The sequence below is a fragment of the Acinetobacter sp. UBA6571 genome, from assembly GCF_002434085.1.
Taxonomy (GTDB): Bacteria; Pseudomonadota; Gammaproteobacteria; order Pseudomonadales; family Moraxellaceae; genus Acinetobacter; species Acinetobacter radioresistens.
This window is the reverse complement of the sequence record NZ_DJJJ01000057.1, coordinates 81,078-102,718: the sequence shown is the minus strand read 5'-3', so window position 1 is coordinate 102,718 and position 21,641 is coordinate 81,078. Positions and strand designations below refer to the sequence as shown.

At 42.3% G+C, this 21,641-nt stretch carries 15 protein-coding genes; 3 read left to right on the top strand and 12 right to left on the bottom strand.

What is annotated here, in order from left to right:
* Positions 1–45: 45 nt before the first annotated feature.
* The 9 genes from B3X18_RS11135 to B3X18_RS11095 form a co-directional block, all read right to left on the bottom strand.
* Complete coding sequence (locus B3X18_RS11135) at positions 46–1,293, bottom strand: multifunctional CCA addition/repair protein (RefSeq protein WP_005025235.1); 1,248 nt, start codon at positions 1,291–1,293, stop codon at positions 46–48.
* Positions 1,294–1,378: 85 nt separating this feature from the next.
* A complete protein-coding gene (locus B3X18_RS11130) occupies positions 1,379–3,649 on the bottom strand; it encodes an NADP-dependent malic enzyme (RefSeq protein ID WP_005406117.1) in 2,271 nt (756 codons plus the stop codon).
* Between the two features lie 354 nt (positions 3,650–4,003).
* Positions 4,004–4,723: a 16S rRNA (uracil(1498)-N(3))-methyltransferase gene (locus B3X18_RS11125; protein ID WP_005015100.1), complete on the bottom strand. Its 720-nt coding sequence runs from the start codon at positions 4,721–4,723 to the stop codon at positions 4,004–4,006.
* 40 nt (positions 4,724–4,763) lie between these two features.
* Positions 4,764–5,600, bottom strand: a complete 837-nt coding sequence (metF, locus tag B3X18_RS11120) for a methylenetetrahydrofolate reductase [NAD(P)H] (protein WP_005025240.1) — start codon at positions 5,598–5,600, stop codon at positions 4,764–4,766.
* A gap of 81 nt (positions 5,601–5,681) precedes the next feature.
* Positions 5,682–7,064 carry an adenosylhomocysteinase gene (ahcY, locus tag B3X18_RS11115; protein ID WP_005406147.1) on the bottom strand — a complete coding sequence of 461 codons (1,383 nt, stop codon included), beginning with the start codon at positions 7,062–7,064 and terminating at the stop codon, positions 5,682–5,684.
* Between the two features lie 472 nt (positions 7,065–7,536).
* Entirely contained in the window at positions 7,537–8,991 is a 1,455-nt protein-coding gene (locus B3X18_RS11110) for a cryptochrome/photolyase family protein (protein ID WP_034688173.1), read from the bottom strand.
* Between the two features lie 137 nt (positions 8,992–9,128).
* Positions 9,129–9,611 carry an FKBP-type peptidyl-prolyl cis-trans isomerase gene (locus B3X18_RS11105; protein ID WP_005025246.1) on the bottom strand — a complete coding sequence of 161 codons (483 nt, stop codon included), beginning with the start codon at positions 9,609–9,611 and terminating at the stop codon, positions 9,129–9,131.
* 138 nt (positions 9,612–9,749) lie between these two features.
* Complete coding sequence (locus tag B3X18_RS11100) at positions 9,750–11,021, bottom strand: NAD(P)/FAD-dependent oxidoreductase (protein ID WP_005025248.1); 1,272 nt, start codon at positions 11,019–11,021, stop codon at positions 9,750–9,752.
* A 115-nt stretch (positions 11,022–11,136) separates the two neighbouring features.
* The gene (locus B3X18_RS11095) at positions 11,137–12,450 is read right to left on the bottom strand and encodes a D-alanyl-D-alanine carboxypeptidase PBP6B (protein WP_005015094.1); all 1,314 of its coding nucleotides are present in this window, start codon (positions 12,448–12,450) and stop codon (positions 11,137–11,139) included.
* Between the two features lie 180 nt (positions 12,451–12,630).
* Between B3X18_RS11095 and B3X18_RS11090 the strand changes: the two genes are divergently transcribed.
* Together B3X18_RS11090 and B3X18_RS11085 are read left to right on the top strand one after the other, a co-directional pair.
* A complete protein-coding gene (locus B3X18_RS11090) occupies positions 12,631–14,334 on the top strand; it encodes a M61 family metallopeptidase (protein ID WP_005025250.1) in 1,704 nt (567 codons plus the stop codon).
* Positions 14,335–14,850: 516 nt separating this feature from the next.
* A complete protein-coding gene (locus B3X18_RS11085) occupies positions 14,851–17,088 on the top strand; it encodes an NADP-dependent isocitrate dehydrogenase (RefSeq protein WP_005025252.1) in 2,238 nt (745 codons plus the stop codon).
* Between the two features lie 224 nt (positions 17,089–17,312).
* On the opposite strand, the gene B3X18_RS11080 is transcribed toward B3X18_RS11085, so the two are convergent.
* Together B3X18_RS11080 and B3X18_RS11075 are read right to left on the bottom strand one after the other, a co-directional pair.
* A complete protein-coding gene (locus B3X18_RS11080) occupies positions 17,313–18,329 on the bottom strand; it encodes an ELM1/GtrOC1 family putative glycosyltransferase (protein WP_005025254.1) in 1,017 nt (338 codons plus the stop codon).
* A gap of 333 nt (positions 18,330–18,662) precedes the next feature.
* Entirely contained in the window at positions 18,663–19,487 is an 825-nt protein-coding gene (locus B3X18_RS11075; RefSeq protein ID WP_005025256.1) for an rRNA large subunit pseudouridine synthase E, read from the bottom strand.
* Positions 19,488–19,678: 191 nt separating this feature from the next.
* On the opposite strand from B3X18_RS11075, the gene icd reads away from it, so the two are divergent.
* Positions 19,679–20,935: an NADP-dependent isocitrate dehydrogenase gene (icd, locus tag B3X18_RS11070; RefSeq protein ID WP_005015085.1), complete on the top strand. Its 1,257-nt coding sequence runs from the start codon at positions 19,679–19,681 to the stop codon at positions 20,933–20,935.
* A gap of 53 nt (positions 20,936–20,988) precedes the next feature.
* Here icd and B3X18_RS11065 read toward each other — a convergent pair whose 3' ends face one another.
* On the bottom strand, positions 20,989–21,582 hold the full coding sequence (locus B3X18_RS11065; protein WP_005025259.1) for a flavin reductase family protein: 594 nt from the start codon (positions 21,580–21,582) through the stop codon (positions 20,989–20,991).
* Positions 21,583–21,641 lie beyond the last annotated feature (59 nt).

Here is a 21,641-nt window from a genome sequence, read left to right as displayed (position 1 = left end):
GTAAAAAGCCTCCATATGGAGGCTTTTTTTATATTTATTTTAAAACTAAAACTGGTTAGAGGATTGAGAAGAAAGAAACTCAGCCTTAAATGTGGCAATAGCTTCAATTCGGCGCTGAATCAACATTTCTCCAATATCCGGCCCTTGTATTTCCGGAGGTAAGTCTTGTGCCTTGATTGAACGGACAATCTCGATGACTTGATACATGTAGCTGGCTTGCGGATAAGGACGGTTTTCTAGACCTAAGCGGCCTCTAGAGTCACATTCACATGCCTGTACAAAAGCTTCGACCCGTTCCGGACGGCGTAAAACGTCTAAACGTTGCAGCAGGCGCCATAAGGTTCCAGGTTTTAGAGTTAAAGCCTGATGGCATTTTAAGTGTTCTTTGCAGACTGCCAGAGCCAGTTGCTTGGTAGTAGCAGGAACTTTTAAACGATCGCATACAGCAGTTACGGGTTTTACACCACGTTCTTCATGCATGATATGGCGGGGTAGAATATCTGTTGGCGTAAGAGCTTTGCCAAGGTCATGAACCAGTACCGCAAAACGTACATCAAGTGAATAATTCGCCTGACATGCCTGCTGTAAGGACATCAGCGTATGAATACCACAGTCAATTTCAGGATGATATTCTGGCCGTTGAGGAACTCCAAACAGGGCATTCAGTTCGGGTAACAGGATATTTAAGGCGCCACATTCACGTAAAACTTCAAAATAGACATCAGCGCGCTGTTCCATTAAGGCACGAGAGGTTTCTTTCCAGACCCGCTCTGGGGTCAAAGTATCCAGTTCGCCCGTATTGACCAGTTGCTGCATGAGGCTCATGGTCTCTTCAGCAATCTTAAAACCGTAAGGAGCATAGCGAGCAGCAAAACGGGCAACACGTAATACACGAAGCGGATCTTCAATAAAGGCATCGGAAACATGGCGTAAAACTTTATTTTTGAGATCTTGCCGGCCTTGATATGGATCATATACCTGACCTTGTTCATCCATGGCCATAGCATTAATCGTTAAATCGCGACGGATTAAATCTTCTTCCAGAGTCACGCTGCTATCCGTATGGAATTCAAAACCGTGATAGCCCTGACCGGATTTACGCTCAGTACGCGCTAAAGCATATTCATCCTTAGTATCAGGATGCAGAAATACTGGAAAATCCTTACCAACTGGCATAAAACCCTGAGCGAGAAGCTGCTCAGGCGTTGCTCCTACCACAACATAATCTTTTTCTTGATAGGGATGGCCAAGCAAATGGTCCCGGACAGCACCGCCTACTAAATAAACTTGCATGAAAAAACCTCTATTCTTCAAGCAATCATGCAACAGAATAGAGGTTTTCTCAAGTAAAGAACTTTAGCTTTTATTCAGTTAAAGCTTATACCTCAGCTTGCTGAATTTCAGCAACAGTCAGTGCAGTCATATTAACCAGACGACGGGTGGTGGCGGTTGGGGTTAAAATATGCACCGGTTTAGCAGCACCCAGCAGAATCGGGCCAATTGTTACGTTATTGCCTGAAGTAGATTTAAGCAGGTTAAACGAAATATTGGCTGCATCCAGATTTGGCATAATCAGCAAGTTGGCAGAACCTTTGAAGCGTGAATTGGGGAATGCAAAATGACGAATATTCTCATCAAGTGCTGCATCACCGTGCATTTCACCTTCAACTTCCAGCTCTGGCGCAATGCGTGACAGAATTTCATATACCTGACGCATTTTTTGTGCACTTGCATCCGTCTGGTCAGAACCGAAGCTTGAATGTGATAACAGGGCAATACGGGGCGCGATCCCAAAACGGCGTACTTCTTCAGCTGCCAGAATTGTCATTTCAGCGAGCTGTTCGGCAGTCGGATTAGTATTGACATAGGTATCTGCAATAAACAGGGTGCGGTCTTCAAGCATTAATGCATTTAAAGTAAAGAACGTACTACGACCTTCACGTAACCCAATAACGTTTTTAACAAAATCTAGGTGAATGTCATAGCTTGAATATGTACCGCAGAGCATACCGTCTGCTTTGCCATGACGTACCAGCATGCCTGCAATCAAAGTGGAGCGGCGACGTGCCTCACGCTGTGCATATTCGGGTGTTACACCTTTACGCTGCATTAACTGATAGTAATCGTCCGCAAACTTTTCATAGTCAGGATTCTTTTCCTGATCTACGATTTCAATATTTACGCCCTGTTCAAGACGCAATCCTAGTTTTTTGATATTAGCTTCAATAACCGCAGTACGTCCAACCAGAATCGGCTTAGCCAGACCTTCATCTACTGCAATCTGAACAGCACGTAATACACGAAGGTCTTCACCCTCAGCATAAGCAATGCGTTTCGGATCAGTCTTCGCCTGTGCAAAAATTGGCTTCATGATAAATGCCGAGTTATAAACAAACTCGGACAAGCGCTGGCGATAAGCTGAGAAATCTTCAATCGGGCGGGTAGCTACACCAGAATCCATCGCTGCCTGAGCGATAGCAGGAGCAATTTCCAGAATTAGGCGTTGATCCAGTGGACGCGGAATTAAATATTCACGGCCAAATGAAGCTGATTTTTCGCCGTATGTCGCTGCATCTGCTTCAATATGTGCCATACGTGCAATCGCATGTACACAGGCAATTTTCATTTCTTCATTAATTGTAGTTGCACCCACATCAAGTGCGCCACGGAAGATATACGGGAAGCACAGGGCGTTATTGACCTGATTCGGATAGTCTGAACGGCCTGTTGCCATAATGACATCAGGACGAACCTCGTGAGCATGTTCAGGCAGAATTTCAGGGTCCGGATTGGCAAGTGCGAAAATGATCGGGTTCTCTGCCATTTGCTTGACCATTTCTTTGGTCAGGATACCTGCCGCAGAAAGCCCCAAGAACATATCTGCGCCTGCCATGACTTCATGGAGCTGGGTTTGCGGAATGTCCTGTACATAGCGTTTTTTAGACTCATCCAGCCCATCACGTGAGGTGGTTAGCAGGCCTCGAGAGTCAGCAACAATAATATTGTCTTTGTTTACGCCCAGCGCACACAGCAGATCAAGACAAGATAACGCAGCAGCACCGGCGCCTGAGGCTACAATCTTGATCTCATTAATTTTTTTATTGATCAGTTGCAAGGCATTTAGCAGGGCAGAACCTACAATAATACTGGTACCATGCTGGTCATCATGAAATACCGGAATATTCATGCGCTCACGGAGTTTGCGCTCAATATAAAAACATTCTGGTGCTTTAATGTCTTCAAGGTTGATACCGCCGAATGTAGGCTCAAGTGCTGCCACAATATCAACAATCTTGTCGGGATCATTTTCAGCAATTTCAATATCAAATACATCGACACCGGCAAATTTTTTAAAGAGTACACCTTTGCCTTCCATTACCGGTTTAGAGGCTAATGGACCAATATTCCCCAGTCCTAAAACAGCAGTACCATTACTGACCACAGCAACCAGATTGCCCCGTGCCGTATATTTTGCGGCAGCTGAAGGGTCACGTTCAATCTCAAGACACGGAGCTGCAACACCTGGAGAATAGGCTAAAGCCAGATCACGCTGGTTGACAAGCTGTTTGCTTGGAGTGACGCTAATTTTTCCTGGTGTTGGGAATTCATGATAGTACAAAGCTTGCTGTTTTAATGATTGATCGTCCATTTGAATCTCGATTGTTACATGTGTTGGCCCAGCAGCATGCTGGTCGGTTTTGGCTAAATTTTATCGAATATACCATTACTTGAGCGCTTATCCCAGCGTAAAACCAGGCTTTTTCCATTCACTCAAGTTATAGTCATAATGTCTGGCTTTATAGTTAAAATATTTTAAGAAAAAAGCGAGCTGAAAATAAAAGCTCACAATGCCCAGAGGATATAAGAGCTTATATCAAAATGATTACGGGTTTTTTTAAATACGAATATAACTGAAACTAGTCATTAGTTAATCACGTATTTACAAGCTTGAGTTAAAAGTGATGAATAATGACTTAATTTAACTTCGTATATTGGTATAAGTCTAGTGTGTTGAGAAATGGTGATTTAAGATAGACAAAGCGACTACAGGCGCTGTTTCAGTACGCAGTATGCGTTCTCCAATGCACCAGTTTTTAAAGCCAGCATGATTGGCCATGTCTATTTCTGCTTCACTCAACCCGCCTTCCGGACCGATTAACAGTGCCAGATCTGTTTGAGCATCGGTTAAAACATTCTGCTGACGCTTATTGGGAGCAAGCACTAGCCGGGTTGCTGGTAAATTCTGCTGTAGCCAGTCTGTGAGTGGAACAGGGGGTAATATCTCTGGAATCCGGTTCATGCCACATTGCTCACAGGCTGCAATTACAACAGCTTGCCAGTGATCGAGCTTTTTTTGATCGCGATCGTATTTTAAGCGCATTTCACATCGTTCTGATGTTAACAGCTGAATGGTCGTAACACCCAGTTCTGTGGCTTTCTGAATGACATAATCCATTCGGTCACCTTTGCTCATGACCTGACCCAATACTGTTGTAAAAGGTGGAGTACGATCTGCCGGGTTAGACGACCTGATTGCAACAGATGCAGTTTTCTTGCTGATTTCTGTCAAATTCGCTTCAAATTCACCACCCCGTCCATTGAACAGGGTGGCACTGTCACCAATCTGTGCACGTAATACCTTCACCCAATGATGAAACACTGTTTCTGTAAGCTCAACTGTTGTTCCTACAGTTAAATCAGCTTCAATATAAAAACGTGGCATGAATGTATTACTCTTCAAAAAAGCAGATGATTAATTTAGCTCAGGCTAAACCCAGGTCAAGTACAAGCTGGCGGGTGGGTTCGGTCTGGTTCATTGAATAGAAATGCAGACTTGGTGCACCACCAGCAATCAGACGTTCGCAAAGCTTTAGCACGACTTCATGACCAAAGTCCTTAATTGCCACACTGTCATCGCCATAAGCAGAGAGCTGTTTACGAATCCAGCGAGGAATTTCTGCACCTGTGCCGTCAGCAAAGCGGATCAGGTTGCTGGCGTTAATGATGGGCATAATACCTGGTGCAATAGGAATATGAATCCCTTCCTTTGCAAGGCGATCCAAGAAATAAAAATAGGAATCCGGATTGAAGAAAAACTGGGTAATACCCGCATTTGCGCCAGCATTAACCTTTTCAATAAAGCGACGAATATCAGCATCAAAGCTTTCTGCCTGAGGATGCATCTCCGGATAGGCTGCAACTTCAATATGAAAGTGATCACCTGAATGTTCACGAATAAAACGTACCAGATCCTGTGCATATGGAAGTTCGCCCAGACCGACCTGACCGGATGGCAAATCACCACGCAGGGCAACAATACGTTTAATGTTTTGAGATTTATACAGATCCAGCAGCTCTGCTATACGTGCCTTATCATCCCCGATACAGGAAAGGTGAGGTGCTACCGGTGTACCCTTGCCATTAAACTCTTCAATTGCAGCCAAGGTACGTTCACGGGTGGAACCTCCGGCACCATAAGTCACCGAAAAGAATTCCGGGTTCAAATGTTGAAGATCCTGGTGAACCAGTTTGAGCTTTTCTGCGCCGGCATCAGTTTTTGGCGGAAAAAACTCAAAAGAAATCGGAACACGTTTAGTCATTTTTCAAATCCTTTTTTTAATTTATAAATATGCCAGACAAAGAAAAGGGCAGGATGCCTAAACATCTGCCCTTAAGATATCTTAATATTTATAAGCGTCAGACTTGAACGGACCTTCTACCGGTACACCAAGGTAAGCTGCCTGCTCAGTGGTCAGTTGTGTCAGTACCCCACCAAAACCTGCAACCATTGCGGCAGCAACTTCTTCATCCAGTTTCTTCGGTAGCAGTTCTACACGGATTTTTGCTTGTTTTTGATCTTCTGAAAGATCAGCAAATTTCTCGGCAAACAGGTGCATCTGGCCTAAAACCTGGTTGGCGAAAGAACCATCCATCACACGAGATGGATGGCCTGTAGCATTACCCAGGTTCACTAAACGACCTTCAGAAAGAAGAATCAGATAATCGTTTTCATTTTCTGAACGATATACCTGATGTACCTGAGGTTTAACTTCAACCCATTTATAGCCACGCAGGTAAGCTGTATCGATTTCAGTGTCGAAGTGCCCGATGTTGCAAACCACTGCACCTGCTTTTAGTGTATCCAGCATCGCAGCATCACATACGTGATAGTTACCGGTTGTAGTAACAATCAGATCAGTATTTTTGAGAAGATCTACATTAATATCTTCTTTATTACCGGTCTGAACACCATTTTTATATGGAGATACTACTTCGTAACCATCCATGCAGGCCTGCATTGCACAGATTGGGTCAACTTCAGTTACGCGTACAATCATGCCTTCTTGACGAAGTGATTGTGCAGAACCTTTACCTACATCTCCATAACCGATAACAAGTGCACGGCGGCCAGAAAGCAGCATGTCTGTTGCACGTTTGATGGCATCGTTAAGTGAGTGACGACAGCCATACTTGTTATCATTTTTAGACTTGGTTACGGAGTCATTGACATTGATGGCAGGAACTTTCAGTGAACCGTCTTTCCACATTTCGAGTAGACGTGCAACACCCGTAGTAGTCTCTTCAGTAATACCATGAATTTTTGCAATCAGTTCAGGATACTTTTCATGTACAACAGCCGTTAAGTCACCGCCATCATCCAGAATCATGTTGGCATCCCAAGGTTTGCCGTTTACATTGATTTGCTGTTCAAGACACCACATGTATTCTTCTTCAGTTTCGCCTTTCCAGGCAAAAACAGGAATACCAGATGCAGCAATTGCAGCAGCAGCGTGGTCTTGAGTCGAGAAGATATTACATGAAGTCCAGCGAACTTCTGCGCCCAATTCAACCAGTGTTTCAATTAAAACAGCAGTTTGAATGGTCATATGGATACAGCCGAGAATTTTCGCGCCTGCCAGTGGTTTTGCTGCTGAATAGCGCTTACGCAGACCCATCAGGGCAGGCATTTCAGCTTCAGCAAGTTTAATTTCTTTACGGCCGTAATCAGCAAGTGAAATATCGGCAACTTTATAATCTGTAAATGAAGCAGTAACCGCGTTCATCAGGATCTCCTAGAAAAAATAGTATGGATCATTCAGTTCGCGGATGCCGTTGTTGGTAAGCTTGAACAGACATACCGATCGTCGAGCCTGGCGATTTTACATTTAGTGCCTGTAAAACGTCGCAGCATCCCTCGACTAGCGCAGTATTGTACTTGGATTCTAAAAACGTTCCAAGTTATAAGATGCAATATTATTTATTTTCCTTATACCAAGGTTTTGACTGGTCAAAAGTCTGCCTGTTTTGTTTTGGTTGTAGTATTAAAAATTGCATTACAGTTTTTAATCTTATTACCAGTTAAAAGTCATGATGCAATTTCCACTTAAAATAAACATTATTTTTAATCTGAATAGTGAATACCCGACATGCAATTTTTTATATCAGGTTTTAAAGTCCAGACATGAAATCTGCTGTCAAAAAGCATCAATATTATCTCTGCAAAATACATATATTTGCATAATATCTAGTCTCTTTTTAAGAGTATAAGTTCCACAAATACTGTTTAAAGTGGTCAATAGCCCGGGCACGACTGTATTTTAAATCTACTATGGGTTTTGGATAGTCCAGTTGCTGGACGGTTTTACTTTCATAGGGTGCGTGAATTGTTTTAGCATCCAGATGTGCCAGTTCCGGTATCCATGTACGGATATATTGACCTTCAGGATCAAACTTTCTGGACTGACTGACCGGGTTGAAAATACGGAAATAGGGCACTGAATCCGTGCCGGTGGAAGCACACCATTGCCATCCCCCATTATTTGCCGCCAGGTCACCATCAATCAAATGCTGCATAAACCACTGTTCACCTTGGCGCCAGTCAATCAGAAGATTCTTACACAAGAACATGGCTGTAATCATGCGGACCCGGTTATGCATCCAGCCAGTGGCCAATAACTGCCGCATTCCTGCATCTACAATTGGAATACCAGTTTGGCCTTGCTGCCAGGCAGTTAATGCAGTTTTATCATCTTGCCAGGGAATATTCTGAGCATTGGCTTTGAAAGGTAAGTATTTTGAAACATTTGGAAACTGATAAAGAATATGCTGATAAAATTCACGCCATAGCAGCTCATCTAGCCAGATGCTCTGGCCCTCCTGTTCAGGCACAAAGTACCCGCTTTGATGCCGGAATAAAGCCTGTATACATTGGCGTATAGAAAGTACGCCAATATTCAAATAGGCAGAGAGCTGACTGGTTCCAGAGTGTGCAGGAAAGTCTCGCTCAATATGATAATGCTGAACATGATTTTCAAGAAATTGTTCAAGTAATGTATGAGCATGGTTTTCGCAAGCAGGCCAGAGCTGTTGAATGGATTCTGGAACAGGTATGTCACAAAGCTGCCTGATATCTGGCGCTGTCTGCTGAAACTGATCAAGAGCAGGGAGAGTTATAGGATTTTGAGCTGTAATTTCTGTATAACATTTTGGTAGCGCTATTTCTAAACGGCTATAACAGGCTTTTTTAAAGGCACCAAAGACCTGATAAGGCTGTCCATTTTGGTTGGTAATACTACCGAAAGGGAATAGAGTGCGGTCTTGGTATAAAGTCAAAGCAATACCGGATGTATCGAGCAGTTGCTGACAGTCCTGATCACGTTGCTGCTCGTTTATACCTGCCTCAATATGGGCATGGATTTGCTGAACGCTTAAACTTTGACAGCATTCAAGCAAAAACTCAGGAACTTCCTTCCAGAGAGGAATAGTTTGTATAATGATAGGGATATTGAGCTGTTTTAACTGTTCTTTTAAAACTTTAAGCTGTCTTAAATAAAGATCAATTTTGATCACGGCATCATCATGTTGCCGCCATTGAACTGGTGAAAGGGTAACAAGCGCAATGCAGGGACCAGTCTGTCTGGCATGCCATAATGCAGAATGGTCAACAATACGTAAATCCTGACGGAACCAGACCAGTTGATATGCAGACATAAAAGCCAGTAATTAAAATAACATTATGTTTATCATTAAGAAAAATGGTTAAAAAATCAAGCTGAAGCTATTTCTAATACTGAAAAATAACTATAAAAAAGCAAAGCCTGAGCTTTGCCTTTTTTGATCAGATGATCTTAGTGGTGGTGACCACCCGCGCCATGAACATGCCCATGATCAAGCTCTTCTTGAGTTGCATCACGGATATCAACAATTTCAACTTCAAAAGTCAGGTCTTGACCAGCTAGCGGGAAGTTCGCATCAACCAGTACGTTTTCGCCTTCAACTGCTTTAACAGTCACAATCTGAACACCGTCATCAGTTTGTGCTTGGAACTGCATACCAGGCTGGATATTATCTACACCTTGGAACATTTGAGCTGGAACTTCCTGTACAAGGTCAGGATTATATTCACCGTAACCTTCAGCAGCAGGTACATTTACAGTAAATTTCTCGCCTATTGTTTTACCAGCCAACGCATTTTCCAAACCAGGAATAATGTTACCCGCACCGTGCAAATAAGCCAGTGGTTCACCCTGAGATTGGTCGAGAGTCTCGCCCTCTGCATTGGTCAGTGTATAGTGGAATGAAACCACATGATTATTTGCAATAGCAGTCATATTATTGATCCAGTCAATTTTTTGAAGGGTACATCATAAGATGAAACACAGCGCTTTTAGAAGAAAAATCCTAAAAAAACTGTGATTTCGATCTTTTTGAAGCCAATTTATTCAATTATGGGGTTGTGTGATGAAATTTCAATGCAATTTTATTTTCGGCCGAATTCTTCGTGTAACAAAATCTCTCACTGTGAGTGCACCAGCCTGGCTGTAGCCATATATATTAGCCTGATGTAAGCGGTATAGTGAGATATATAAGCCTTTGGCGACCGATCCCTGGACATTTACCTGGCCCAGGAGTTGGCCCACAGCCTTATTCTGGCTTAATGAAATCAGTGAGCCCTTATCAGAAAAATGGAACATGGGTATTGGCCTCTCCGCAATACGGGCTGTTAAAGCTCTAACCAGAAAAGTTGCTTGCTGGCTGGCAACCTGAGCACGGGGCCCAAGCGGTGGCTGGTCTGCTTCAAGCTGACAATGTGCACAATCACCGAAAGCAAAAATATCCGGGTAATTATAAGACTGCAGGGTGGCATAGACTTTAATACGGTTTAAGTGATCTTTTTCAAAACCTTCTAGCTGTTCAATGACCTGCGGTGCCTTGATACCGGCTGCCCAGATATTCAAATCAGTTTGCAAGGCACTTCCATCCTGAAAAGATATATGGTCTTTAGCGACATGCTGTACTTTATAGCCAGTCAGGACTTCAATGCCTAGCGTTTTGATTTGTCGTAATGTATTTTCGGCCACTTTTTCTGGAAGGGCAGGCAAAATTCGGTCTGCTGCTTCAATTAAAGTAATTTTAACCAGATCAGGATGTATATGATTCAGGCCATAACGGTAAAAATTTTCTTTAGCCTCGACCAGTTGTGCTGCAAGCTCTACACCCGTTGCACCAGCACCAATGATTGCAATATTAAGATGATTAGGCTGTTGGGAATACTGTGCATCTAGATAAGTGTTCAATAAATCTTTCTGAAACTGGTCCGCCTGAGCACGGTTGTCCAGGAAATAGCAATATTCTTTAGCTCCTTCGGTATTGAAATCATTTGATACCGAACCTACAGCAAGTACTAGCGTGTCATAGCTTAACGTTTTAAGGTTTTTGCCTGTGGCGGAGCAAAGCTGAATCTGTTTTTTCTCGGGTAATACATTACATAGACTGCCTGATACAAACTGGTAGTGATGTCTGGCGGCATGAGCAAAATAATTGACTTCCTCGCTATATGGGTCCAGCGTACCGGCAGCGATTTCATGAAGAAGAGGCTTCCAGATATGAGTAAGGTTCTGGTCAACTAGCGTGATTTTTGCTTTAGCTTGCTTGCCCAGACTATTGCCTAACCGGGTCACCAGTTCGAGGCCACCTGCGCCACCGCCGACCACGACGATATGATGTAATTCTTGAGCCATTTTGTACCTGTTTATATTTTATTTCTAAGGAAACATAAAAAAGAAGATGGCAAAACTATGCCATCTTCCTGATTGATTCTTTGTTATATTTATATGGGTTTATAGATTTTAACAGTTAAGAATTAAATACTTCTGGTGCAGTTTTCATCTCATCATTACTCATAAACGGAAATAAGCTGACCAACCATAAAAAGATTCTCTGAAAAAAATTAGCTTCTTCAATATGCACTTCATTTTCAATATCAAATGTGCTGATCAGCTGGTTGTTCTGATAGACATGCACAGTTGCAAGTTTCATGACCTGCATTAACGGGGCAGTTAACTGCTTGGTATTCAGTTCAATATTGATATGAGTGTTGGTCGTCTGCAAGGGTTCGATGGTTTGCAATATACCATTACCCGTATTAAGCATAATACGCTGGGTTGCATTATCAAAAGTCTGTAGGTCAATTGCATAAGGCTGGTTATATAAAGAGGTCGTTATAATCTTCGGTTGGGCTGACTTTACCTTAAACATTTTTAAGGTTGACTTGACTACCGGCAGTTCACCGAGTAGTTGTTTGTCTTTGATCGCAACTTCATCTCGCGTATATGCATAGCCCAGATTTAGCAACTTATAAGCTACCTCGGCACGTTTTACAGCACTGGTTGTACCCATAACTACCACAATCAGGCGGCGGTTAGGTAAATCTGCATTCATGGTAGGGCGACTGGCTGTAAGCGCAAGGTTATAACCCGCAGCTTTGGTAAAACCGGTTTTTAGTCCGTCTACTGTTGCATCCTGCTTGAGTAACAAATTGGTAGCACGATGAAAATGATTGTTATAGGTAAAGCTCTGCTGTTTGGAGTAATTGAGATAATCCGGTGTGTCATTTACCAGTGCCTGGCCCAGCAGTGCCAGATCATGCGCAGTTGAATAATGCCCATCCATAGTAATGCCAGCCGGATTGGTAAAATGAGTATTTTTCATTCCAAGCTTTTGAGCTTCCTGATTCATGCGTTCAATGAATGCAGGCACGTTTCCAGAAATTCGCTCTGCTAAAGTCACCGCAGCATCATTGGCTGACATCACAATAAGACCAGCCAGAAGCTGATCAACTGAAATCTGCTCGCCTTCCTTCAGATACATCTGAGATTCATCCCACATGACCATTTTTACCACCGGGGTCGCAGTCAGAATTTCATTTCGATTCAGTTTCCCGTTCTCAATTTCCTTGAGGGCAATATAAGCCACCATCATCTTGGTAAGTGAAGCAGGTGAGCGCTGTACCTCACTATTATATTCGGCAATTATCTGTCCCGACTGCGGGTCCAGAATGCTCCAGGCTGCGGCTTCAACTGATTCAGGGACCACCTGAAGCAGGCGGGCGTTGGCCAGACTGGCACAGCACAAGCTAAATAAAATAAAGAGGTAAGCAAATATTCTCAACGGGAAGTACCTTTATATGCCGGATTGATCGCAGATGATGCGAAAAACACAGGCATGCTATGCCTTTTTTTTTCTGAATGCTAGCGACTTTTAAGGACAAATAAGACTTATCCGCATCACTTTGTAAAAAAATGCTAAGCTAAATGCTAATTTCTTTCTGTTGATCTTTTATTACGACTTATGTTGCATTATCAAATCGAGTTCGATGACTATCGCCAGCACCTGATTCACGTAACTTTACGCTTCTTGGCCAATCCAAATCAGGTCCTGTGGTTACCGACCTGGATTCCGGGCAGTTATTTGATTCGTGAGTTCTCAAAGCATATCGAAGCAGTGAAAGCCTATGATGAAGCAGGCCGGATTTTAAACATCAGTAAGACTGAAAAAAATAAATGGCGCCTGTTTAATACAGACCATGAGCTGATTACGGTTGAATATGATGTGTATGCCTATGATCTTTCAGTTCGCGGAGCTTATGTTGACCAAACCCGTCTTTACGTAAATCCGGCCTGTGTTTGTCTGGGGCTGGAGGGGCAAGAAGACACAGCCATTGAGGCTGAGGTATTTTTACCGGAAGAGTTGAAACACTTTCAGCTTGCCACCGCTTTAAGCTCTAAGACACTGGTTCGAGGCCGTTATACCTTAAAAGCCAAGAATTATATGGAGCTTATTGATGCGCCATTTGAACTGGCAGAGCAGACCCGTTTCAGCTTTAAAGCACAAGGTATTCCACATGAGTTTGTGGTATCCGGCAAACATGCATTGAATGTTGAGCGCATGCAGCAGGATATTGAAAAAATCTGTGCGACAGAAATTTCCATGTTTGGCTCAGCGCCGTTTGAACATTATACCTTTATGACCATGGCTACAGGTAACAGTTATGGTGGTCTTGAACATCCGAACAGTACCAGTTTGATTACTCCACGTGATGATTTGCCTAAGGCTGATGAGCCTGAAGAACCCTCCAAGGATTATCAGCGCTTTTTAGGACTGTGCAGCCATGAATATTTTCATTCATGGCTGGTCAAATTTATACGTCCAGAAAACTTTGCTGACTATGATCTGAACAAGGAAGGTTACACTTCACTGTTATGGATTTTTGAAGGCTTCACTTCTTATTATGACGATCTCATTTTATTGCGTAGCGGCGTAATCAAGCAGGAATCCTATTTAGAATTACTCAAAGCCCAGATAGATCGCTATTTACAAAATCCGGGCCGTTTTGTGCAGACCGTAGCAGAGTCAAGTTTTGATGCCTGGGTGAAATTTTATCGTCAGGATGAAAATTCAAACAATGCGGGCACCAGCTATTACAACAAAGGCTGCCTGGTAGCACTATGTTTGGATCTGGGCCTGCGTTTACGTGGTTCGAGCCTCGACGCTTTAATGCGTAAACTGTATGAAAACACTCAAAACGGCATACAGGTAAATGAACGTACTATTTATGATTTGTGCGAGCAGTTGACTGGTGATAAGTGGATTGAACAGATTAATTATCTGATTAACACGACTGATGAATTGCCACTTGAGCAGCTCTTGCCGGAGTTTGGTCTTAGTTACAGTTTGAAAAATGACAAGTCTCTACCATTTGGTTTAAAACTGGCAGATAAAGCCGAGGGGGTGGTTGTGCAGACTGTACGCCGTGATGGAGTCGGTTCAAAAGCAGGACTTTCTGCCCATGATATTATTATTGCAATTGATGGTTTAAAAGCCACCACTAAACTGATTGAAAAATATGCAAAACAGCAAGGAAATTATAGCTTGCTTGCTTTCCGTCGTGATGAACTGATGCAGTTTGAAGTGCAAGGTGGTTCTACAGATCTAACTACTGTAGAGCTAAAAGTAGATAATCAAGCCAAGATTGAAACTTGGTTAAATGTCTAACAAGTGCTACATATCACTTGAACCGGTACTCATGTACCGGTTTTTTATATTCTGTAATTTTAAAATTAGATATAGTTCGTTTTATCTTATAGAGTGAACTTATTATTTAGTAGAGCAAATCTTAAAATAGGATCTGCTTGATATAAACTATAAGAAATAGCTCATCATTTTATAAACAGAGTTTAGACACCAAGCTGTAATATATTTGCTCTAGCTTGTAAGCAACTTAACTTAATAGTATTTCTTGGCGAAATAACAGTTTTGATGAATTGTATAAAAAGTATTCAGTATTTGGAAGAGTAATATTATATTTTACCTAAACTAACCATATTTCATAGTAAAGCTTTTAAGCTATACACTACTATTTCGTATCGAAATGTCGTTATCACAAGATCTTGCGTTGACTGAAAGGTCATGAGGGCTGATACTCTCAAGGTTTATTTAAGCATTTCGGTTTAAAGGGGCAGGGCCAAAAGCTCAATCCTTAAACACTCAATCCAACGCAAGGGGCTATATATGGCTGGTGGAAAGTCAACTATCATTTACACACTGACTGACGAGGCGCCACTGCTGGCGACCTATTCGCTACTGCCGATCATTGAGACCTTTACTAAGCCGGCCGGTGTTAAAGTTGTTAAAACTGACATTTCTGTGGCTGCACGCGTGCTCGCTGAATTCTCGGACTACCTCAGTGAAGAGCAGAAGGTAGTAGACAATCTTGCAGAGTTAGGTCGTCTTACCCAAGATCCAGATACTAATATTATCAAGCTTCCAAATATCAGTGCCTCTGTTGCGCAGTTGATCTCGTGTATCAAAGAACTTCAATCAAAAGGTTATGCAATTCCGGATTATCCAGAAAACCCGGTAACCGAAGAAGAAAAAGCAATTAAGGTACGTTATAGTAAATGTTTGGGTTCTGCAGTAAACCCTGTACTACGTGAAGGTAACTCTGACCGTCGTGCACCAGCTGCAGTCAAAAACTATGCGAAAAAACACCCGCACTCTATGGGTGAATGGAAGCCTTGGTCACAAACCCATGTTTCACATATGCAGGAAGGGGACTTCTACCACGGCGAAAAGTCGATGACACTTGATCGTGCGCGTAATGTAAAAATGGAATTGATCACCAAGTCTGGTGAAACCATTGTTCTGAAGCCAAAAGTAGCGCTTCAAGATGGCGAAATTATCGACTCAATGTTCATGAGCAAAAAAGCGCTTTGTGACTTCTATGAAAAAGAATTAGATGATTGTAAAGAAGCTGGCATCCTGTTCTCTTTACACGTAAAAGCGACCATGATGAAAGTATCACACCCGATCGTATTCGGTCACTGTGTGCGTATTTACTATAAAGATGCATTTGAAAAGCACGGTAAACTGTTTGACGAGCTAGGCATTAACGTTAACAACGGTATGGCCGGTCTTTACGAGAAAATTGAAACTTTACCAACCTCTGTACGTGAAGAAATTATTGCTGACCTGCATGCTTGTCAAGAGCACCGTCCAGCGCTTGCGATGGTTGATTCTGCAAAAGGGATCACTAACTTCCACTCACCAAATGATGTCATTGTCGATGCTTCTATGCCGGCAATGATCCGCGGTGGCGGTAAAATGTGGGGCGCTGATGGCAAACCTTATGACTGTAAAGCAGTAATGCCTGAATCGACTTTTGCACGTATCTATCAGGAAATGATTAATTTCTGTAAGTGGAATGGTAATTTCGATCCACGTACGATGGGTACGGTACCTAACGTTGGTCTGATGGCGCAAAAAGCTGAAGAATACGGTTCCCACGACAAGACATTCGAGATTCCTGAAGCGGGTATCGCGAACATCACTGATCTTGAAACAGGTGAAGTGCTGATGTCTCAGAATGTGGAAAAAGGTGATATCTGGCGTATGTGCCAAGTGAAAGATGCGCCAATCCGTGACTGGGTAAAACTGGCTGTAAATCGTGCACGTAACTCAGGTATGCCGGCTATCTTCTGGCTTGACCCATACCGTCCACATGAAAATGAGCTGATCAAGAAAGTACAGAAATACTTAAAAGATCATGATACGACTGGTCTGGATATCCAGATCATGTCTCAAGTACGTGCAATGCGTTATACGCTTGAGCGCGTAGCTCGCGGTCTCGATACTATTTCAGTAACAGGTAATATTTTACGTGACTACCTGACTGACCTGTTCCCGATTATGGAACTGGGTACATCAGCGAAAATGCTGTCTATCGTGCCATTAATGGCTGGTGGCGGCATGTATGAAACGGGTGCTGGCGGTTCTGCACCAAAACATGTTCAGCAGTTAGTTGAAGAAAACCACTTACGCTGGGATTCTTTAGGTGAATTCTTGGCACTGGCGGTTTCTTTAGAAGAAATGGGAATCAAGGAAGGTAATGACCGTGCCAAGCTGTTAGCCAGAACACTTGATGAAGCTACTGGTAAACTGCTCGACAACGATAAATCTCCATCACGTCGTACTGGTGAACTGGATAACCGCGGTAGTCACTTCTATTTATCACTATATTGGGCTCAGGCACTTGCTGCACAGGACGAAGATGCTGAACTTAAAGCAAAATTTGCTCCACTGGCCCAAGCCTTAGCTGAAAATGAAGAGAAAATTATTGCCGAGCTTGCACAAGTGCAGGGTCAACCAGCTGATATTGGTGGCTATTACGCTATTGATCAGGCAAAAGTAAATGCGGTAATGCGTCCAAGTACCACATTCAATAATGTAATTTCGAGCGTTGCTGTTTAACATTGTATAAAGCCGGATAACCTGCTGATAATATAAAAGCCAGTGCACATGCACTGGCTTTTTTAATCAAATACTAAAAAAACTTTTATAGAATGAATTTTTTATATGCTAAGGATATCACTGTTATTTTTAACTTTTATGTTTTAATTAGATTTATAAGATAGAACTCTAAACATTATTACTCCTATCTTTATTCCTTAAATGCTTGAGTTTATAAATTGTTTTTAAGCAAATTTCCTGCGCAGATCATAAGGCGCATAATGATCATCAAATAATAAATAATTGCGGAAATGACTACCCAGTGGGCGGATCAGATCTAGATCGGCAATATAAGGAAAACGTTCATCTGTATAAAAGGGCTGATTTGCTGGCTGGCGCTGTATAAGATGATTATGTAAATACTTTTCAATCAACAAGTTGTTGTGTTCGGGATTCAGGCAGACTGACCGTACAATCCGACCGCTCTGAATTGCTTCAGAAAGCATAGTACTACTATCTTCAGTCACAAAAATATATTTGCTTCTCGCAACCAGATGTTCAATTGGTGTAGTGTCGTTTATAGACACAAATTTTAGTCCTGAGGTCTTGAGATATTTTTTAATTCGGCTATTAAAGGCAGGCGTACGCCTCGAGCAAACAATATAACCCTGGATATTATAAGCCTCCACAAAAAAATCAAAATGACGGATAATGTTAAGATAGTCTGCTTGTGTAAAGGGATATTCGTGGGTAGGGCCGCCCAATAGCAAACTTGCCTCACCACAGTGAGGTTGGGCACGGAGTTCAATAAATTTTTTTCTGACCGGAAGTGTAGGTAAAATAATCTGTTCAACCTGAGTAGGTTGAGCCAATGCGCTAATAGTCCAGTGAATTAAGTGTTCATTAAAACTACCTATATCACCTGAAAATGCTAAAGGGATATCGAACTCTTGCGACAGATAAGCTGAATACAGCAGATTGGACATACCTGAACACACAATCAACCGATACTGGGCAATATGCACTGGGGCAGCACCAAATATTAGCTTTGCCATTACACGAAATAATCTAGGAAACCAAGAAAGGCGCTTTAATAGACTGACCATAGAGTTGCCCAGATTTACTGGAACTTTTAAGGTTTCATAAGAATTTCTAAACTGTTGTTCAAGAATCTCTCCAATTGCAAGAGAGGGGTTTAAATGACCAGTATGACCATCATGCACTACCAAAATTTGGGATTGGCTCGAAAGTTCTCTGATCATCCGTTCTATCCTGTGATTAATCTATTGAGCACAGAATAAACAAAAAAATGGTAGCTAGATGCAGGAAAAATTTATATAAATGTCAGATTTAACAGACTATTGTATCTCAAATTACAATTTTAAGAGTTTTAGATTGCAACAATTCAGCCTTTTGTAAGTACTGCATATATATGTAGCTCAGCCTTTATTATTATGCTCCATGTCTATAGCAGTGATATGTTTCAACAAGAAATTTCTATAGAGTAGGGCTATAAAAATACAGTTTCTAAAATAATTTATAAAATTGAAAAAGAGCAGAGAATTATATGATTATTCAACTGCTCTTAACTCTAATTACCCAAAGCGGTTAGATCGACGAATTTTTCCTGGACGGGTAGTCCCATTAGTCTTGCGACGTGGCTTCGCCTCACCTTCTTCTGTTTGCCATACGCGTTTTGTTCCGCCGGATGGTAACTTTTTACCTGCTTTGTTTGCACCTTTGTCTTTAGGCTGTTCTTTATTAAATTTGGACTTGCCATCTTTCTGTTCAAAGGGCTTTTTTGCTGCATTACGTGGTGCACTGCGGCCTGTATAAGGCTTATCTGCAGGCACATCTTTAAAGTCCGGATAAAGCAGAGGCTCAATTTCAAACTGCTCACCTGGTTGGAGACCAAGTTTTACCAAGTCAATAGTGCCAATTTGTGTGCGAATCAGACGTAAAGTCGGAAAGCCTACTGCAGCTGTCATACGGCGCACCTGCCGGTTTCGGCCTTCACAGATTTGCAGCTCAACCCAGCTAGTAGGAATGCTGGCACGAAAGCGCACAGGAGGATCGCGGTCCCATAACCATTCCGGCTGCTCAACCTTACGGGCTTTGGCCGGTAAAGTCATACCATCTGCCAGTTCGACCCCTTGACGTAACTGCTCGAGAGCTTCTTCTGTAATATCGCCATCAACTTGTGCCAGATAGGTTTTAAACTTTTTATTCTTGGGATTAGTAATGAACTGATTCAAACCGCCATGATCGGTGAGAAACATTAAACCTTCTGAGTCCAAGTCTAAACGACCAGCCAGCCGTAATTCAGGATCATGAATAAAATGGGAGAGTGTTAAATGCTTAGAGTCTTCACGAAACTGTGAAAGCACATCATAAGGCTTATTAAAAATGATAATTTTCATACGGAATTTCAACTTCAGTGTATACAACAAAAAATAACGACGTTTTATTTAATAGAGAAATGTTGTTATTTCTCGTATAAATCTCAACCAAGCCCTAAGATCGATTAAAGTATATCATGTAAGGAAAGTTGAAGAGTGTGCCTGCATGGCATACATTTTATTCGTCAGCTACATAAGGGAGAACCTGCACAATGGGTTATCAGAAGATCGTAGTTCCTGCAGATGGTAATAAAATTACAGTCAATGCAGACCTGTCACTGAATGTACCAAACCATCCGATCATTCCTTTCATTGAGGGTGACGGTATTGGTGTGGATATTACACCAGCAATGAAAGCAGTGGTAGATGCTGCGGTTTTAAAAGCTTATGGTGGCAAACGTTCGATCGAGTGGATGGAAGTATATTGCGGTGAAAAAGCCAATAAAATTTACGGCACTTATATGCCTGAAGAAACATTCGAAGCCCTGCGTGAATTTGTTGTCTCAATTAAAGGTCCTTTAACCACGCCGGTTGGTGGCGGGATCCGCTCACTAAACGTCGCATTACGCCAGGAACTGGACCTGTATGTCTGTGTACGTCCAGTACGCTGGTTCGAAGGAGTACCTTCACCTGTCCAGCATCCTGAATTAACAGATATGGTGATCTTCCGTGAGAACTCGGAAGATATCTATGCCGGAATCGAGTGGAAAGCCGGTTCTCCGGAAGCTAAAAAAGTTATAAAGTTTTTAAAAGAAGAAATGGGTGTAACCAAGATCCGTTTTGAAGAAAATTGTGGTATCGGTATTAAGCCTGTTTCTAAAGAAGGTACGCAGCGTCTGGTACGTAAGGCTATTCAGTTTGCAATTGATAATGATAAACCGAGTGTAACGCTTGTGCACAAGGGTAATATCATGAAATATACTGAAGGTGCATTTAAAGAGTGGGGCTATGAAGTTGCACTTGAGCGCTTTGGTGGTGAACTGCTAGATGGTGGTCCGTGGGTTAAAATTAAGAATCCTAAGACTGGTAAAGATATTATTATTAAAGATGTCATCGCTGATGCATTCCTGCAACAGATCTTAATGCGTCCGGCAGATTATTCTGTGATTGCTACGCTGAACCTGAATGGGGACTACATTTCTGATGCACTTGCAGCAGAAGTTGGAGGCATTGGTATTGCGCCCGGTGCAAATATCGGTGGGGCAATTCAAGTATATGAAGCGACTCATGGTACTGCGCCTAAATATGCCGGACAGGATAAAGTCAACCCGGGTTCAATCATTCTTTCTGCTGAGATGATGCTGCGAGATATGGGCTGGATAGAAGCTGCTGATCTGATTATTAAAGGAATTGCTGGCGCTATTGCGGCCAAGACTGTGACTTATGATTTTGAGCGTCTAATGCCAAATGCAACACTTCTGCGCTGTTCTGAATTCGGACAGGCAATTATTGAAAATATGGGCGAGTAATTTCTATTTTCCCCAATAAAAACCCGCGACAATCGCGGGTTTTTACTAGAAATCTATAACTCCAGATTTGCTTCTTCTACAGAGACTGCTTTACCGATACTATAAAAGTGTCCTCCTGCTACATGGTGAATGGTTCGCCACTCTTCATCTGCATCTTCAAAGTGCCAGCGGCCCTGACTGAAAACCCTATTATCTGCATAGGCTGCAATAACCTTTCCAATAAACAGATCATGTGCCTGCTGGATATGGGGTTCCGGAATTAATTCACACAGTAGCCATGCTGAACAGTCTGCAACCACGGGAAGATCGGAGTTTTCAAACTGGAACAGCTCAACCTGACAAATCTCCAGCTTATTAGGTTCAGTCATCTTGCTGGTAGTGCCGAGTTTGTATACGAGTTCCAGTTGTTTAAGATTGGGAATCTGTAAGGCGAAATAACCCGAATTCTCAATAAGCTGCCGGGTTTTTGTACTTTTATCCAGCACTACAGTCACTTTGGCTGGATTGAACTCAAGTGCACATGCCCATGCAGCAGCCATCACATCTGTCTCTTTATGGTCTTTACTCGAGACTAAAACAGTAGGACCGTGTGTCAGCAGACGATAAGCTTTCTCTAGGGGAACATGTTGAATGTGTGGATTTAACATCTGCATTCTCAGTAAAACAATTTTGCCCAGCCTAGCAGAAAAAGCCTTAAGATACAGAG

Excerpts from the sequence above, each read along its gene's own strand:
- B3X18_RS11080 (WP_005025254.1), bottom strand. The coding sequence starts at position 18,329 with ATGATCAGAGAACTTTCGAGCCAATCCCAAATTTTGGTAGTGCATGAT.
- B3X18_RS11075 (WP_005025256.1), bottom strand. The coding sequence starts at position 19,487 with ATGAAAATTATCATTTTTAATAAGCCTTATGATGTGCTTTCACAGTTT.
- B3X18_RS11090 (WP_005025250.1), top strand. The coding sequence starts at position 12,631 with ATGTTGCATTATCAAATCGAGTTCGATGACTATCGCCAGCACCTGATT.
- ahcY (WP_005406147.1), bottom strand. The coding sequence starts at position 7,064 with ATGAACGCGGTTACTGCTTCATTTACAGATTATAAAGTTGCCGATATT.
- B3X18_RS11125 (WP_005015100.1), bottom strand. The coding sequence starts at position 4,723 with ATGCCACGTTTTTATATTGAAGCTGATTTAACTGTAGGAACAACAGTT.
- metF (WP_005025240.1), bottom strand. The coding sequence starts at position 5,600 with ATGACTAAACGTGTTCCGATTTCTTTTGAGTTTTTTCCGCCAAAAACT.
- B3X18_RS11100 (WP_005025248.1), bottom strand. The coding sequence starts at position 11,021 with ATGGCTCAAGAATTACATCATATCGTCGTGGTCGGCGGTGGCGCAGGT.
- B3X18_RS11130 (WP_005406117.1), bottom strand. The coding sequence starts at position 3,649 with ATGGACGATCAATCATTAAAACAGCAAGCTTTGTACTATCATGAATTC.
- B3X18_RS11085 (WP_005025252.1), top strand. The coding sequence starts at position 14,851 with ATGGCTGGTGGAAAGTCAACTATCATTTACACACTGACTGACGAGGCG.
- icd (WP_005015085.1), top strand. The coding sequence starts at position 19,679 with ATGGGTTATCAGAAGATCGTAGTTCCTGCAGATGGTAATAAAATTACA.
- B3X18_RS11110 (WP_034688173.1), bottom strand. The coding sequence starts at position 8,991 with ATGTCTGCATATCAACTGGTCTGGTTCCGTCAGGATTTACGTATTGTT.
- B3X18_RS11105 (WP_005025246.1), bottom strand. The coding sequence starts at position 9,611 with ATGACTGCTATTGCAAATAATCATGTGGTTTCATTCCACTATACACTG.
- B3X18_RS11135 (WP_005025235.1), bottom strand. The coding sequence starts at position 1,293 with ATGCAAGTTTATTTAGTAGGCGGTGCTGTCCGGGACCATTTGCTTGGC.
- B3X18_RS11065 (WP_005025259.1), bottom strand. The coding sequence starts at position 21,582 with ATGTTAAATCCACACATTCAACATGTTCCCCTAGAGAAAGCTTATCGT.